The sequence below is a fragment of the Speluncibacter jeojiensis genome (genome assembly GCF_029589495.1).
Lineage (GTDB): Bacteria > Actinomycetota > Actinomycetes > Mycobacteriales > Mycobacteriaceae > Speluncibacter > Speluncibacter jeojiensis.
On sequence record NZ_JAAIVF010000001.1, the window covers coordinates 363,000 to 376,080 of the forward strand.

General features: G+C 70.0%; 12 protein-coding genes and 1 pseudogene. 7 read left to right on the forward strand and 6 right to left on the reverse strand.

The features are described 5' to 3' along the window. Positions 1-8 precede the first annotated feature (8 nt). Positions 9-1,262: a primosomal protein gene (locus tag G4X40_RS01755; protein WP_277829738.1), complete on the forward strand. Its 1,254-nt coding sequence runs from the start codon at positions 9-11 to the stop codon at positions 1,260-1,262. A gap of 41 nt (positions 1,263-1,303) precedes the next feature. On the opposite strand, the pseudogene G4X40_RS01760 reads toward G4X40_RS01755, so the two are convergent. The 4 genes and pseudogenes from G4X40_RS01760 to G4X40_RS01775 all read right to left on the reverse strand — a co-directional run bounded on the left by G4X40_RS01760 (position 1,304) and on the right by G4X40_RS01775 (position 4,905). Continuing rightward, positions 1,304-1,995 (reverse strand): annotated as a pseudogene (locus G4X40_RS01760) (VIT1/CCC1 transporter family protein). A gap of 45 nt (positions 1,996-2,040) precedes the next feature. After that, positions 2,041-3,147, reverse strand: a complete 1,107-nt coding sequence (locus G4X40_RS01765; protein WP_277829740.1) for an adenosine deaminase — start codon at positions 3,145-3,147, stop codon at positions 2,041-2,043. Then, the gene (locus G4X40_RS01770) at positions 3,144-4,487 is read right to left on the reverse strand and encodes a thymidine phosphorylase (protein WP_277829741.1); all 1,344 of its coding nucleotides are present in this window, start codon (positions 4,485-4,487) and stop codon (positions 3,144-3,146) included. Before G4X40_RS01770 ends, G4X40_RS01765 begins: the two co-directional genes overlap by 4 nt. Next, positions 4,480-4,905 carry a cytidine deaminase gene (locus G4X40_RS01775; RefSeq protein ID WP_277829742.1) on the reverse strand — a complete coding sequence of 142 codons (426 nt, stop codon included), beginning with the start codon at positions 4,903-4,905 and terminating at the stop codon, positions 4,480-4,482. The genes G4X40_RS01770 and G4X40_RS01775 overlap by 8 nt, the downstream gene beginning before the upstream one ends. A gap of 289 nt (positions 4,906-5,194) precedes the next feature. Here G4X40_RS01775 and sdhC point away from each other — a divergent pair, with 289 nt between their 5' ends. From sdhC to G4X40_RS01795, 4 genes are read left to right on the forward strand one after another with little or no spacing between them, the layout of a single operon-like run. Further along, entirely contained in the window at positions 5,195-5,599 is a 405-nt protein-coding gene (sdhC, locus tag G4X40_RS01780; RefSeq protein WP_277829750.1) for a succinate dehydrogenase, cytochrome b556 subunit, read from the forward strand. 2 nt (positions 5,600-5,601) lie between these two features. Further along, positions 5,602-6,042, forward strand: a complete 441-nt coding sequence (locus G4X40_RS01785; protein ID WP_277829751.1) for a succinate dehydrogenase hydrophobic membrane anchor subunit — start codon at positions 5,602-5,604, stop codon at positions 6,040-6,042. Positions 6,043-6,057: 15 nt separating this feature from the next. Further along, on the forward strand, positions 6,058-7,824 hold the full coding sequence (sdhA, locus tag G4X40_RS01790) for a succinate dehydrogenase flavoprotein subunit (protein ID WP_277829753.1): 1,767 nt from the start codon (positions 6,058-6,060) through the stop codon (positions 7,822-7,824). Continuing rightward, entirely contained in the window at positions 7,824-8,591 is a 768-nt protein-coding gene (locus G4X40_RS01795; protein WP_277829754.1) for a succinate dehydrogenase iron-sulfur subunit, read from the forward strand. Before sdhA ends, G4X40_RS01795 begins: the two co-directional genes overlap by 1 nt. A 331-nt stretch (positions 8,592-8,922) precedes the next feature. On the opposite strand, the gene G4X40_RS01800 is transcribed toward G4X40_RS01795, so the two are convergent. Then, entirely contained in the window at positions 8,923-10,086 is a 1,164-nt protein-coding gene (locus G4X40_RS01800) for an alpha/beta hydrolase family protein (protein ID WP_277829756.1), read from the reverse strand. Between the two features lie 98 nt (positions 10,087-10,184). Here G4X40_RS01800 and G4X40_RS01805 point away from each other — a divergent pair, with 98 nt between their 5' ends. Further along, entirely contained in the window at positions 10,185-10,865 is a 681-nt protein-coding gene (locus G4X40_RS01805) for a TetR/AcrR family transcriptional regulator (RefSeq protein ID WP_277829757.1), read from the forward strand. 91 nt (positions 10,866-10,956) lie between these two features. Continuing rightward, positions 10,957-12,258, forward strand: coding sequence for a D-alanyl-D-alanine carboxypeptidase family protein (locus G4X40_RS01810; protein WP_277829758.1), 1,302 nt, complete (start codon positions 10,957-10,959; stop codon positions 12,256-12,258). 36 nt (positions 12,259-12,294) lie between these two features. On the opposite strand, the gene G4X40_RS01815 is transcribed toward G4X40_RS01810, so the two are convergent. Further along, complete coding sequence (locus G4X40_RS01815; protein WP_277829759.1) at positions 12,295-13,068, reverse strand: DUF2249 domain-containing protein; 774 nt, start codon at positions 13,066-13,068, stop codon at positions 12,295-12,297. Positions 13,069-13,081: the final 13 nt, after the last annotated feature.

Sequence of the window (13,081 nt, forward strand, 5' to 3'; positions counted from 1 at the left end):
TTCCGCGCATGGCAGGAGACATCGTCCCCATCGAACTCGGTCTCACCGACGGCGACCTGGTCACCCTGTGGGCGCCGGAGTGGCGTGAGGGCGACGACGAATGGGAGGCGTTCCTCGGTCGCGACGAGGACCTGTTCGGGTTCGAATCGGTCGCCGAACTGGTCGCCTTCATCCGGACCGAGAAGGAGCACGACCTCGACGAGCACCCGTCGTGGTCGGTGTTCGCGGCGCTCTCGGCCGACGAGTTCGAACCCGACGACGAGCACAGCTACGACCTGATCGGCGTGCCCGAGATGGCCGCCGGCGACCCGAGCCCGGAGATCGTCGCGGAGCTCGAGGGCTGCCTGTCGATCGTGCGGTCGATCGGCGAGGTCTGCGAACTCGACGTCGTCACCCGGTTCTTCCACGCCAACCCGGTCCTCGGCGCGGTGTCCAGCGGCATGTCCACGTTCTACGGCAAGGACGGCGAGGCGCTCTGGACCGACATCGGCCTCGCCGTGGCGAAGGGCTGGGACGCGGTCCTCGACGCCGTCGACCACATCATCACCACCCCCGACGTCGACCAGGCCGCGGTCGCGGTGGCCGAGGCGGAGCTTCTCGCGGCCGCCGAGAACGAGGTCGACACCGACGACGTCGACGAGGCGGACGAGGACCTGGATCTGCTGGACGAAGACGAGTCGGGTCCGACCGACAGCGACGAGGACGGGGACGACGAGTCGTTCTGGTCCGAGGTCGGCATCGACCCGGTCCGGATCATCACCCGGGACGGCACCTACTACTCGCTGCGGTGCTACCTCGACGACGCTCCGGTGTTCCTCGGACGCGGTGGGCTGATCTCGGTGTTCGCCTCCGAGCGGGCGCTGGCCCGGTACCTGGCCGATGCGCACGACCACGATCTGGCCCAGGTCAGCACCTACGAGGACATCGTCCACGCGGCCACCGACGGATCCCTCGAGATCGAGGTCACCGAGGAGAACGTGTACGTGCTGCCGGGTCTGGCCGAGGACATCGCCGAGGGTCCCGCGGCAATCGACGCCGAGCAGCTGGAACTGGCGGTCGAACTGGTCTCGGACGCGGCCGACTGGGCCGACGACGATTCGGTGAAGTCCGCGCTGGTGACGTCGAATCCGCTCGGCTGGCTGTTCTCGTTCGTGTTGCGTCCCGATCCGACCCGGCTGGCGCCGAGCGCCCCGTTCGACGCGGAGGCCGACGCGTGGCGCGCACTCGAGCACGGCTTCGAGGCACGCCTGCGCAAGCACTGAGCCGGGCTCTGCCGGGCGCCGGCGTATGGAACGCGGGCGGCTCAGCCGGCCCCGGTGGCGCCGACGAGCGCACCGATGGCGAACGTCACCACCATGGCGACCGCACCGCCGAACACCACCCTCAGCACCGCCCGGCGCGGGTTCGCGCCGCCGAGGCGGGCACTGATCGAACCGGTCAGCGCCAGCGCCAGCAGCACCACGCGAAGGTGACGGGAATCCGCGCGTCCGCCGGCGGAAGCAGGATCGCGAGCAACGGCAGGGCCGCGCCGACAGTGAAGGAAATCGCCGACGACACCGCCGCGTGCCATGGATTGGTCAGCTCGGACGGGTCGATCCCCAGTTCCACCTCGGCGTGCGCCGCGAACGCGTCGTGCGCGGTCAGCTCCGTCGCCACCTGCCGGGCGGTCTCGTCACCGAGCCCCTTGGCCCGGTACAGGCCGGCCAGTTCCTCGAGTTCGGCCTCCGGGGTCTCGGTCAGCTCGCGGCTCTCCTTCGCCAGCAGCGCCCGCTCGGTGTCCCGCTGGGTCGAGACCGAGACATACTCCCCCAGCGCCATCGACACCGCGCCGGCGACCAGGCCGGCGATCCCCGCCGTGAGGATCGGCCCGCGGGCGCTGGTGGCCGTCGAGACGATCCCGTCGTTCGCACCGAGCACCCCCGCGCGCAGCCAGTTCAGCTTGGCGCCCAACGATCCCATGGTGTGCGGTTCACCGGCATGCGACAGCGCACTCATGACGTCACGGTATCGGCGCGGTCCGGCGCCCACCGGGGAAAGCCGTCAACCGACCAGGACCGCGTAGCCAGGCTTGATCACGCCGTCGATGAACTCCAGCCGCTGATCGAACGGGATGAAGGCCGACTTCATCGCGTTGATCGTGAACCGCTCCAGCTCGCTCCAGCCGTAGCCGAAGGTGCGCACCAGCTTCGCCATCTCCCGGCTCATCGTGGTGTCGCTCATCAGCCGGTTGTCGGTGTTGACGGTCACCCGGAAACGCAACCGCGCCAACAGGTCGAACGGGTGCTCGTCCAGGCTCGCGGCCACCCCGGTCTGCACATTCGAGCTCGGGCACAGTTCGAGCGGGATCCGCTTGTCGCGCACGTAGTTCGCGACCAGTCCCAGTACCGGGGCCGCGCCGTCGCCGAGATCGGCGATGTCGTCGGTGATCCGGACGCCGTGCCCGAGCCGGTCGGCCCCGCAGAATGCGATGGCCTCGTGGATCGACGGCAGACCGAACGCCTCGCCCGCGTGAATGGTGAAGTGCGCGTTGGCCTGCCGCATGTACTCGAAAGCGTCGAGGTGCCTGCTCGGTGGGTGCCCCGCCTCGGCGCCGGCGATGTCGAAGCCGACCACGCCACGATCGCGGAACCGGACGGCCAGTTCGGCGATCTCCCGCGACCGCGCCGCGTGCCGCATGGCCGTGACCAGGCAACCGATCCGGATCGACCGCCCGTCGGCCCGCGCCACGGCCTCGCCCTCGCGGAAGCCCTCGAGCACCGCCTCGACGACGCGGTCCAGGTCGAGCCCGCCCTCGAGGTGTTGCTCCGGGGCGAACCGGACCTCTGCGTAGACCACACCGTCGCCCGCCAGGTCCTCGGCGCATTCGCGGGCGACGCGAACCAGGGCCGACCGCTGCTGCATGACCCCGACCGTGTGCACGAAGGTCTCCAGGTACCGCGGCAGCGAGCCCGAGTCGGCGGCGGTGCGGAACCAGTGCGCCAGCCCCTCGGGGGTGTCGGCCGGCAGATCCGGGTACCCGTGCTCGCGCGCCAGATCCAGCACCGTGGCCGGCCGCAACCCGCCGTCGAGGTGGTCGTGCAGCAGCACCTTCGGCGCGATGCGGAGGAACCGTTCGTCCAGGGGCGCGGGCGTGCGCGCAGTCGTCATGGTTCGACGCTACCGCCGGCACGGGCGCCGCGCCCGCCGTGCGACGGTTGTTCACCGAGCCGTTCCTTGACCAGTGCGCGTGGGGGCGGGGGCCGGTCGCCGATCCGCCAGCCACCCGTGAGCGCCGTGGTGGCGCGGTCGAGCCGGGCGGGATCGTCGGTATAGAGGGTGAACATCGGCGCCCCCGCGGTGACCGCGTCGCCCGGTTTGGCGTGCAGCCGCACCCCGGCACCGAGGCTGACCGCATCCCCGGGCCGGCTCCGTCCGGCGCCGAGCTGCCAGGCGGCCATCCCGACCGCCATCGCGTCGACGGCCCCGACAACCCCTGATCGGTCGGCGCGCACCGTCAGCTCGTGCCGTGCACGCGGCAGCGGCGCGGCGGGGTCGCCGCCCTGCGCGCGGACCATCCGCCGCCACCTGTCCATCGCCAGCCCGTCGGCGAGCCGGTCGGCGGGGTCGACGCCGTCGATCCCGGCCGCGGCCAGCATCTCCCGCGCCAACGCCACGGTCAGCTCCACCACGTCGGGTGGGCCGCCGCCGGCGAGCACCTCGACGGCCTCCGTCACCTCGAGCGCGTTTCCCGCCGTGAGCCCGAGCGGGGTGTCCATGTCGGTCAACAGCGCCACCGTCGACAGTCCGGCGTCGGAGCCGAGTTCGACCATGGCGGCGGCGAGCGCCCGCGCGTCGTCGATGTCCTTCATGAACGCGCCCGACCCGACCTTGACGTCGAGCACCAGCGCGCCCGCGCCCTCGGCGAGCTTCTTGCTCATGATCGAACTCGCGATCAGCGGGATCGACTCGACGGTGCCGGTCACGTCCCGCAGGGCGTAGAGCTTCTTGTCGGCCGGCGCGAGCCCCGACCCGGCCGCGCACACCACGGCGCCGACGTCGACCAACTGCCGGTCCATCTCGGCCGGGGTCAGGTCCGAGCGCCAGCCGGGGATCGCGTCCAGTTTGTCGAGGGTGCCGCCGGTGTGGCCGAGACCGCGGCCGCTCAGCTGCGGCACGGCCGCGCCGCATGCGGCGACCAGCGGCGCCAGCGGCAGCGTGATCTTGTCGCCGACCCCGCCGGTCGAGTGCTTGTCCACGGTCGGCAGCGGCCGGCCGGCCCGGGTCAGCGCGGTGAAGTCGAGCCGGCCGCCGGACGCGATCATCGCCGCGGTCCACCGGGACAGTTCCGCGCGGCTCATCCCCCGCCATACGACGGCCATCGCCAACGCCGACATCTGCTCGTCGGCCACCTCGCCGGCGGTGTACGCGCCGATCACCCAGTCGATCTGCTCTGCCGACAGTTCCCGGCCGTCGCGCTTGTCCCGGATGACCGACACGGCGTCATGCACGATGCCCGCCCAGCTCGCCGCGCGCCACCTGATCGGGACCGAACGCGTGCGGCAGCAGGTCGGCCAGCGCGACCGGGCCGTCGGGGGCATCGATCAGCATCCCGGGCGCGGCATGTTCGAGGAGCACCTGGCGACACCGTCCGCACGGCATCAACGCCGCGCCCTGCCCGTCGACGCAGGCGAGCGCCACGAGCCGTCCGCCACCAGCCGAAATCAAGTTACCGACGAGTACGCATTCCGCGCACAGCGTCAGCCCCAGTGAGACATTTTCCACATTGCAGCCGGCCACCACCCGACCGTCCTCGGCCCACCCGGCCGCCCCCACCGGAAACCCCGAGTACGGCGCGTACGCCCGGGAACGGATATCAATCGCAGTGCTGCGCAACACATTCCAGTCCACTCTCGACACAGCGACCATCCTTTCACGACGACGTACGCGCGGCTGCGCTTCGCGCGCAACGCATTCAGAGAAAAGGGCAGGCAAACCTAACTTCTGAACACCCGTCCTGCTTATACCAGGCGTGAATTAGTGCCACCCTTGTCGTGGGTTTACAGTGCAGTGGTCGGTTCAGGTTCCCGTCGACCCTGACGCCTGGCTGCAAGATCCCCCGTCGGGAGTCACACCCGCCGGAGCACTGCAGGGACCTTTTGCAGTCGACCACGTCTATCGGGTCCGACGTACCCAGACGTTGGAGGCATTGCACTCGATGACCAGTACGGCAGAAGTCGCACCCGAACGGGAGCGCACCCGCTCTATCTACCGGGGCGACCCGGGCATGTGGTCCTGGGTCCTACATCGGATCACGGGCGTCCTCACATTCTTCTTCCTCTTCGTTCACGTGCTCGACACCGCTCTGGTCCGGGTCAATCCCGACACCTACAACAGCGTCGTGGAGACCTACAAGAACCCGATCGTCGGGTTCATGGAGCTCGCGCTCGTCGCGGCCATCCTCTACCACGGACTCAACGGCGTCCGCGTGATGCTCGTCGACTTCTGGTCCAAGGGCTGCAAGTACCAGCGTCCGATGCTCTGGACGATCGTCGTGATCTGGTTCGTCGTGATGATCCCCGGCGCGATCCGGATCATCCAGCACATCATCGAGGAATTCTGAACATGACCGAGGCCAAAACCCTGGGACGTGAGTACGACCGTCCCGCCAGCCTGGACAACCCCCGCTCCCCCCGCAAGGCCAAGCGCGGCAACTTCGAACTGCTGGCCTGGCTGTTCATGCGTCTGTCCGGCGTCGCGCTGCTCGTGCTCGTGCTCGGGCACCTGCTCATCATGCTGGTCCTGGGCGACGGCGTCCGCCGGGTCGACTTCGGCTTCGTCGCGGGCCGCTGGTCCAACCCGTTCTGGCAGTGCTGGGACCTGCTGATGCTCTGGCTCGCCCAGCTGCACGGCGGCAACGGCCTGCGCACGGTCATCTCGGACTACTCGCGCAAGGACTCCACGCGCTTCTGGCTCAACACCCTGCTGTTGATCTCGATGATCCTCATCATGGGCCTGGGCACGTACGTCATCTTCACCTTCGACCCCAACATCTCGGCGAGCTAGGGGAGCTAAGACTTCATGTCGGAACCCAGTGTTCAAGAACATCGTTATGACGTGGTCATCGTCGGTGCCGGCGGCGCCGGCATGCGCGCGGCCATCGAGGCCGGACCGCGCACCCGCACCGCGGTCCTGACCAAGCTGTACCCCACCCGCAGCCACACCGGTGCCGCCCAGGGCGGCATGTGCGCGGCGCTCGCCAATGTCGAGGAAGACAACTGGGAGTGGCACACCTTCGACACCGTCAAGGGCGGCGACTACCTCGCCGACCAGGACGCGGTCGAGATCATGGCCAAGGAGGCCATCGACGCGGTCCTCGACCTCGAGAAGATGGGGCTGCCGTTCAACCGCACCCCCGAGGGCAAGATCGACCAGCGTCGCTTCGGCGGCCACACCCGCGACCACGGCAAGGCTCCCGTCCGCCGCGCCTGCTACGCCGCGGACCGCACCGGCCACATGATCCTGCAGACGCTGTACCAAAACTGCGTCAAGCACGACGTCGAGTTCTTCAACGAGTACTACGCGCTGGACCTGTGCCTGACCGAGACCGAGGACGGACCGGTCGCCACCGGCGTCGTCGCCTACGAACTCGCGACCGGTCAGCTGCACACGTTCCACGCCAAGTCGATCGTGTTCGCCACCGGCGGCTCGGGCCGCATGTACAAGACGACGTCCAACGCGCACACCCTCACCGGTGACGGCATGGGCATCATCTTCCGCAAGGGCCTGCCGCTGGAGGACATGGAGTTCCACCAGTTCCACCCGACAGGCCTCGCCGGCCTGGGCATCCTCATCTCCGAAGCCGTGCGTGGCGAGGGCGGCATCCTCCGCAACGCCGAGGGCGAGCGGTTCATGGAGCGCTACGCCCCCACCATCAAGGACCTCGCGCCGCGTGACATCGTCGCCCGCTCGATGGTGCTCGAGGTACTCGAGGGCCGCGGCGCCGGACCGAACAAGGACTACGTCTACATCGACGTCACCCACCTCGGCGAGGACGTGCTCGAGGAGAAACTCCCCGACATCACCGAGTTCGCCCGCACCTACCTGGGCGTCGACCCGGTCAAGGAGCTCGTGCCGGTCTACCCGACCTGCCACTACGTGATGGGCGGCATCCCCACCAAGATCCACGGTGAGGTGCTGCGCAACAACGAGGACCACGTGCCGGGCCTGTACGCCGCCGGCGAATGCGCCTGCGTGTCGGTGCACGGTGCGAACCGTCTCGGCACAAACTCGCTGCTCGACATCAACGTGTTCGGCCGTCGCGCCGGCATCGCCGCCGCCGAGTACGCGCTGTCCGCCGAGTTCGTGCCGCTGCCGGAGGAGCCGGCCAAGATGGTGCAGGAGTGGCTCGCGCTGATCCTCTCCGATCACGGCCACGAGCGCGTCGCGGACATCCGCAAGGAACTGCAGCAGACGATGGACAACAACGCCTCGGTGTTCCGCACCGAGGAGACGCTGACCACTGCGCTGAGCGATGTGCGCGCACTCAAGGAGCGCTACAACCACATCACCGTGCACGACAAGGGCAAGCGCTTCAACAGCGACCTGCTCGAGGCCATCGAGCTGGGCTTCCTGCTCGAGATGGCCGAGGTCACCGTCGTCGGCGCGCTCAACCGCAAGGAATCGCGCGGCGGACACGCCCGCGAGGACTTCCCCAAGCGCGACGACGCGAACTTCATGAAGCACACCATGGCCTACAAGCAGGGAACCGAGCTCATCTCGGACATCCGGCTCGACTACAAGCCCGTGGTCCAGACCCGCTACGAGCCGAAGGAGCGTAAGTACTGATGTCGGCGCCTGCTGTGGATGCACCTGCCCTGCCCCCCGTTCCCGAGGGCGCAACGATGGTGACGCTCAAGATCGCCCGGTTCAACCCGGAGGACGGTCAGGGCGCGCACTGGGATTCCTTCCAGGTCCCGGCCCTCCCGACCGACCGGATGCTGAACCTGCTGCTGTACGTCAAGGGCTACCTCGACGGGACGCTGACCTTCCGTCGCTCCTGCGCGCACGGCGTGTGCGGCTCGGACGCGATGCGGATCAACGGCGTCAACCGCCTGGCCTGCAAGATCCTGATGAAGGACCTGCTGCCCAAGGACGGCAAGCCGGTCACCATCACGGTCGAGCCCATCAAGGGCCTGCCGGTCGAGAAGGACCTGGTCGTCGACATGGAGCCGTTCTTCGACGCGTTCCGCGCGATCAAGCCGTACCTGATCACGCACGGCAACGCGCCGACCCGCGAGCGGATCCAGTCGGCGACGGACCGCGCCCGGTTCGACGACACCACCAAGTGCATCCTGTGCGCGTGCTGCACCACCTCGTGCCCGGTGTACTGGAACGAGGGCAGCTACTTCGGCCCCGCGGCAATCGTCAACGCGCACCGCTTCATCTTCGACAGCCGTGACGAGGGTGCCGCCGAGCGTCTCGACATCCTCAACGACGTCGACGGCGTGTGGCGCTGCCGCACCACCTTCAACTGCACCGACGCGTGCCCCCGCGGCATCCAGGTGACCCAGGCCATCCAGGAGGTCAAGCGCGCACTGCTGTTCGCGCGCTGATCGCCCGGCGGTCCCGGTAGGACGACGAGAGGGGGCCCGGCCATTCGGTCGGGTCCTCTCTCGTCTGTGTGGTCGGTCCGGTGCGGTTGCCTGTGCCCTGCGCGCTCCGGCTCCCGCGCGTTCCTGCTCCCCGCTCACGCCCGGCCCCGTGCGCACCTGCTCCCATGCGCCTTTCCCAACACAAATCGAGCCGAAAACGGGGTTCACCCGGATCCGGCTCGATTTGTGTGTGAGAAGGCGCGCCCAGCGCGCCGTGCGGCCCGGCTGCCCTGTGTCAACCGCGGCTGGCTCCGACAGTCGGGCGGGCACGCGGTCGGCGTGACCGCCGCGATCAGGCCTGGCAGGTGGTCGGGGTCTTCTGGCCGGCCATCGCCTTCGCGACGAAGTCCTGCGCATCCTGCAGCGACGCCGGGACGCTACCGCGGTGATCCTGCCCCGGGTAGGTGCGGTAGTCCAGGTCGATGCCCTTGCCGCAGTAGGTCTTGACCAAAGCGTCGGTACCCGGCTTGGCGACAACCGTGTCGGCGGTGCCCTGCGCGATCATGGTCGGCACGGCCGGGCTGACCAGGTCCGGGTCCTGCTTCTTGAGGAAGTTCGTGACCGGCGCCAGATCGGCCCCGGGCGCGAAGAACTGCGTCGGCGGGATCGGCTTGACCTCACGGATCTGCGCGAGGCACCCGGTGCGGGCCGCGGTGAGCAGCGGCTTCGCCTCCGGCGACAGGATCGCGTCGGGGTTGATCGCCGGATCGGCCGCGGCGGCCCCGAGGATCATCACCGGCAGGAAGGCCTCGGCTGCCTCGGCGCCCGGCTGGTTGGTCTTGACGTAGTCGACGGTCTGGCTCAGGCCGACGCCGCCCGGCGCGATCGACACGGCCGCCTTCAGGTCCAGCTCCGGCGCCCGCTTCTTCGCGTCCTGCGCGGTGAACAGCGCCGCCTGGCCGCCCTGGCTGTGGCCGACGACGGCCCAGTTCTTGCCGATCGACGAGTCGAGTTGCCGCGCGGCGCGCACGATGTCGATGACCGTGTTGGCCTCGCTGGTTCCGTCGACGTAGGGATGCCCGCCCGGGGTGCCCAGGCCCTGGTAGTCGGTCTGCACGACCGCGTATCCCTTGTCCAGCCACTGGTTCAGCACGGTGTCGACGGGCCCGAGGTAGTCGTGGTCGGGGCCGTCGGTGGTGTCCGCGGACGGCGCACAGGTGTCGGCGTAGCCGGTAGTACCGTGGGCCCAGCTGATCACCGGCCAGCCGCCCTTCGGCGGCGCCGACTTCGGCACCGAGACGGTGCCCGACACCACGATCGGGTTCCCGCTCGAGTCGTCGGACATGTAGGTGATCAGCTTGTTGCCGGCCGCGCCGGGAAGTGCGGCGGCATCGGTAAGCGGCCGGCTGGTGAGCAGCTCACCGGGCTTGAGGGCCTGCGCCGAGGCCGATGAGCCGCCGCCGCTCGAGCACGCGGCGGCCAACACGGCCGACGCGGCGAGCACGACTCCCATCATCTGACGACGTGTTACCCGGTTTCGACGAGCGGTCACGAGCATTCTCCGATCGAGTGAAGCCAACAAAGACGGCTCAGAATAAGATGGTGTTCTTAATCATGAACGATGAACTCTCACCAGGTAAGACTGCACTTGCGCGCGCCGCCGAGCGGCTGATCGGCGAGCGCGGGTTCCACGGCGTCACCGCACGGGACGTCATCAAGGCGGCGGGACACCGCAACAACTCCGCGATCACGTACCACTTCGGGTCGTGGGATGCACTGCTCGACACGGTGTGGCGGCTGCATGCGCTGCCGGTCAACGCCGAGCGGGCGGCGATCCTGGCACGCGAACGCGTGGCCGGGCCGCTCGAGCTGCGCACCCTTCTGCGCGCCTACCTCGACCCGCTGGTCGCGGAGATCGCCCGGCACCGGCCGAGCCACTGGGCCCGCTTCAACGAGCAGTGGCTGGCGGCCGCGCCCCTCGAGATGACCGTGCGGCCCGGGGTGGCCGGACCGTCGCGCGAGCACAACCCGGACACCGACGAACTGTGGGTGCTCGGCGACCTGCTCGAGGAGATCTCCAGCCGGCTGACCCAACTGCCCGAGCCCGCGCGCCGGCGCCGGGTCGCGCTGATGTGCCGCTTCGTCATCACCTCGCTCGCGGCCGCCGAACGCGACCGAGAAGTCGGCGACGGCGATGGTGGCGAGGCCGGTCAAGACGCGGGCAGATCCTGGGCGGCGCTGGCCGACGAGCTGGGCACGCTGGCGATGGCGTTGCTCGAGGCCCCGCAGGCCTGACCGTCCCGTGGCCCGACCGGCCACGGCCCGCACCGGACAACGGCCGACCGCACTTCCGCGCATCGGCCCGACCGTCTAGCCTGCTGAGTCGATGAAGCCCTCCATTCGCGCTGCGGCCGTGGCGACCGCGCTCGCGCTCGCCGGCCTGTCCGCCGTCCCCGGAACGGCCACCCCGGCGGCCGCCGCGCCCGTCACCGATCCCGGCCCGGCGGCGCCGGTGACGACACCGAACACCGACGCGTGCCCGTATCGGATCAGTCCCCCGCCACCGGTGGACCGCTCGGAGGTGCCCTCTCCGGGCCAGACCGCGCCCCCGCCGGTGCCGGTGCCGACGCAGCCCGTCGGCGGCCCGGGCCTGCGGGCCTGCGGGGCGATCCAAGCGGCCGGCACGCCGCCGTTGCCCCAGGACGTCTCCGCCGCCGGCTGGGTACTCGCGGACCTCGACACCGGAGAGGTCCTCGCGGCCAAGGACCCCCACGGCCGGCACCGACCGGCCAGCACGATCAAGGTGCTGCTGGCGATGGTCGCGCTGCAGAACCTCGACCTGGACAAGGTCGTCGTCGGAACCCAGGCCGATGCGGACGCGGACGGCAGCCGGGTCGGCATCGGGCCGGGCGGGCACTACTCCAACCGCCAGTTGATGCAGGGACTGGTGATGAACTCCGGCAACGACGCCGCGCACGCGCTCGCGGCCCAGCTGGGCGGCGACCGGGCGACGGTCGAGAAGATGAATGCGCTGGCACACACCCTCGGCGGGCTGGACACCCGTGCGGCGACCCCGTCGGGTCTCGACGGCCCCGGCATGTCCACCTCGGCCTACGATCTGGCGCTGTTCTTCCGCGACGCGATGCGCAACCCCACCTTCGCCGAGCTGGTGGCGGCGCCACCCGTACAGTTCCCGGGCTATCCCGCCGATCCCGCGATCCCCGGCGACCACGACCACCCCGGCTTCATGATCGCCAACGACAACGAACTGCTCGTCGGCTATCCAGGCGCGCTCGGCGGCAAGACCGGTTACACCGACGACGCACAGCAGACGTACATCGGCTCCGCGGAACGCGGCGGACGCCGGCTGGTGGTCACGCTGATGCAGGGCACCCGCAAGCCGATCGTGCCGTGGCGCCAGGCCGCCGAGCTGCTCGACTACGGCTTCGCACTGCCCCGGGAGGCGGCCGTCGGCACGCTGGTCGCGCCGGGCTCGGTAGGCGGGACCACCCCGACCCTGCCGACCGTGGCCGCTCCCCCGGCGGCCGCGGTCGCGCACCACGTCGAGGTGCAGGCCACGCCCGAACACGAGCGAACGCAGGTGCTGCGGTACGGGCTCGTCCTCGGCGGCGGGCTGGCACTGCTCGTGCTGCTGCTGGGAGCACGACGCCTCACCCGCCGCCGCTGAGCGGAATGGTTGCCCGAGAAGGACTTCCGACGCGATTCAGACGCGGCTGAGCCGCAGGCGCCACGCCTCGGGCCCGCGCTCCTCGTAGTCGACCTGGAGGCGGCCGCCGCTGCGCTCCTGTAGCTGGTGCAGCAGCGGGATCGGATCGTGGTGGGCGATGAGCATCATCGAGCCGCCGGAGGGCACCGCGTCGAACGCGCCGAACACCGTCGCGTGCCGGATCGCATGCGGGATCGTGCGCACGTCGAGTTCCGGGACCTCGTCGTCGTGCTCGCCGCAACTGCAGCCGCCGTGACCGTGGCCCGCACCGCCGTTCACCTCACCGGAGGCCCCGCTGCCCGACTCCGGCAGCTTCGCCACCAGCTCGGCGAGCGAGGTCGCCGGGTCGGCCGCGACCGCCGGCACCAGCAACTCGTCGGCGGCCGCGAAGCGGGCCGCCACCAGCACCCGCAACCCCTCGGCCGCGGCGATCGCCCGTGCCTGATCCTCGGCCCGCAGGAACCGGTCCGCCTCGACCTCGAGCAAAGTGACCGCGGCCAACGCGGCGTCGGCGAACAGGCGCGTCCGGCCGGAAGCCCTTGCCGGAGCGTACAACTCACCGTTCTCGGCCGCCAGCAGCGGCAGCAGCGTGGAGGCCACGAAGTCCGCGCCGTCCCGGTGCACCGCGGACAGGCTCGCCCCGGCCGCGCCGATGAGCGACTCGACCAGTGCGGCCAGTCGCCCGTTGATCTCCGCGTGCCGCGCCCGCAGGTCCTCGAGCGCCGCCGCGTCTTCCGCGGTCGTCGCCATCACGACTTCGCTTGTTGCCATCTCTTCCCTGACC